At 66.4% G+C, this 2,429-nt stretch carries 3 protein-coding genes; all 3 read right to left on the bottom strand.

All coding sequences use genetic code 11. The features are described from left to right. Nucleotides 1-30 precede the first annotated feature (30 nt). From tnpC to tnpA, 3 genes are read right to left on the bottom strand one after another with little or no spacing between them, the layout of a single operon-like run. Nucleotides 31-1,647 (bottom strand): IS66 family transposase, encoded by a 1,617-nt coding sequence (gene tnpC / locus PLC66_RS22550; RefSeq protein WP_324544414.1) that lies wholly within the window; start codon nt 1,645-1,647, stop codon nt 31-33. 29 nt (nt 1,648-1,676) lie between these two features. Continuing rightward, complete coding sequence (tnpB, locus tag PLC66_RS22545; protein WP_324544413.1) at nt 1,677-2,036, bottom strand: IS66 family insertion sequence element accessory protein TnpB; 360 nt, start codon at nt 2,034-2,036, stop codon at nt 1,677-1,679. Beyond that, nucleotides 2,036-2,344: an IS66 family insertion sequence element accessory protein TnpA gene (gene tnpA, locus PLC66_RS22540; RefSeq protein WP_324544412.1), complete on the bottom strand. Its 309-nt coding sequence runs from the start codon at nt 2,342-2,344 to the stop codon at nt 2,036-2,038. The genes tnpB and tnpA overlap by 1 nt, the downstream gene beginning before the upstream one ends. Nucleotides 2,345-2,429: the final 85 nt, after the last annotated feature.

The raw sequence follows: 2,429 nt of genomic DNA, 5'->3' as shown, positions 1-2,429 counted from the left end.
AGCGTAAGCGGTCAGCCCGCGGAGTTGTTCCTACGAGGTCCGTTTTGAGATATCGGAGCGCAGCGGAGCCTTACCGAAGCGCTGCTTCCACAGCCTGGGCGTGAGCTGTGCGACGTCGGCAGCCGGGTGCTGGCCGACGCGCTGGAGCACGTCGACGAGATAGTCGTACGGATCGAGTTCATGCAGCCGACAGGTCGCAATCAGGCTCTGGACGACGCCGACGTGCTGGGCGCCGAGCTCGGTCCAGCTGAACATCCAGTTTTTCCGACCCAGCGGAATCGGCCTTAGCGCCCGTTCGAGATGGTTGGTATCGATCGGCACATCCGGGTCGGCGAGGAACACTTCCAGTGCCGCCCGTCGCTTGTGTGCGTAGATCAGCGCCTTGGTCAGCGGGTTGCTCGGCAGCAGCCCGTGCGCGTCCAGGCGCTCCTGTACCCAGGTGAAGAAGGCCGCCACGATCGGACGGGCGTGATCGAGCCGGTACTCGCGCTTGGCCTCGCCCTTGAGCTTGTCGTCGCGGATCTTCGCTTCGACCGCGTAGAGCGCGCCGATGAACGCGATCGCCTTGGCCGCCAGCTCGGGCTCGGCCGCTTCGGCGTTGATGAATTCGCGCCGGCAGTGCGTCCAGCACTGCGCGTGCGTGAGCCCGGTCTTGCTCGCGTAGCTCTCGTAGGCGCCATAGCCGTCCGAGAGCAGGACACTGCCTTCGGCCGGCTCGAGCCCGAGCACCTTCTCGACATTGCTGTGTGCGCGGCTCTCGAAGAACGGGAAACAGATCTCGTGCAACTCGCCATAGACTGGCCAGAAGTAGCAGGCCTTCATCTTGCCTGGGCCGGCACGGCCGGCCTTGATCGGGGTCTCGTCCATGGCCTTGACGCGGCTGGCGCGGATCGACGCCAATTGGGCCTCGTAGATCGGCACGAGCAGCGCGGCGGCCTGTGCAGCCAGTTGCGTGAGCCAGGCGCGGCTGACCGTGATGCCGGCATCGGCCAGGCGCTGATGCTGGCGGTACAGCGGCAGGTGCCAGGCGAACTTGTCGAGCAACAGCCCGACCAGGAAACTTACGTCGGCGCGGCTGCCCTCGAGCACCCCGACAGGCGCCGCCGGGCAGTGGATCGTCTGCGTGTCGCGGCGCTTGATGACCGGGCGCACGTACTTGAGGATCACGTAGCTGCCCGGGCGCTGCGCCAGGCGATGGCTGACCTTCTCGCCGATCACCTCGAACTGGTCAGCGGCAAGCCCCTTGGTCTCGGGGTTGGCGAGCGTGATGGTCTCGACCGGGACGCGCGTCTCGTCGAAGAACAGCGCCGATTCGTCCTTGTCCTGTGCGTAGTCGGTGCGCGACGCACGGCGGGTGTGTCCCGCCACGGTCTTGCCGGGGGTGTCGGGCTGCGATTCGGGGATCGGTAGCTCGCCCAGATACATCTGCGCCGGGTCTGCTGAAACCACGCGCTTCTCGCTCTTCTGGCCGAAGAGCTGGCGGCGGAACCACTCGAGCTGGTGCTTGAGCGCCGCAAACTCAAGCCGCATCGCATCGATGTCGCGCTGCAGGGCGACGTTCGCCTGCACCACCTCGACGATGCGCTCGGGCGCCCACTGGGCGGCCTCGGCAGGAGTCGGAACGGGGGCGGAAGACGGCGCGAGCATGACACGTATTTTACCGTAGAACCCAGCATTCATGCGGGTTTCGAGTCGTTTGCAGGCAGTCTGAAACGGCGCTTGAAGCGTGCCGGCTCGATGCCTTCGAGCAAGAGCTTGAGCCCGGTCCAGTCCATCTGGCGGGTGGTGACGTGCGCCCAGTTCGACACGAAGCGCCCCTGCTCCAGGCGCTTGGCCCAGACGCAGAATCCGGTGCGATCCCAGTACAGCACCTTCATCTGCGTGCCGCGCCGGTTGATGAACACGAACAGCTCGCCCGACAGCGGATCGCAGCCGAGCGCCTGGCGGGTGAGCGCGTACAGGCCGTCGAAGGATTTGCGCATGTCGACCGGGCGGCCATAGACATGGACCCGGACGGCGCCTTCGGGGAAGAACATCAGCCACGCGACAGGTGCAGCACGACGCCATCGCCCAGATCGAGCTTGATCTCGATCCGGCCGCCGCCGAGCCTGAGGGTGCCGGCGTCGACGAAGCCGGGGGGTTCCATCGCCTGCGCGGCGGCCGATCGCGTGCTCGGCTCGCCCAGCAGGCTTCGCCAGCGGTGCAAGCTCGACTCGCTGATGCCTTCGCGGGCGCAGAACGGCTTGATGCCAAGCCCGCTCTGGGCAAACCGCCCGATGACGGCTTGCCATTCCTGACGGCTACGCCGCTGCCACTTGTTGTTCCTTGCTGTCGCCCTGGTCACTGCGTGCGCCTCCCTAATGAACCTGGGGAGGATTGTTCCGCGTGGGCGCGGACGGGAGAAGGACGCCGCTCAGTGACCGGTTACC

The sequence above is a fragment of the Thauera sp. genome, assembly GCF_035444905.1.
Classification (GTDB): Bacteria; Pseudomonadota; Gammaproteobacteria; order Burkholderiales; family Rhodocyclaceae; genus Thauera.
Note: the sequence above shows the minus strand (reverse complement) of the source record. Positions and strands in the feature narration are given on the sequence as shown.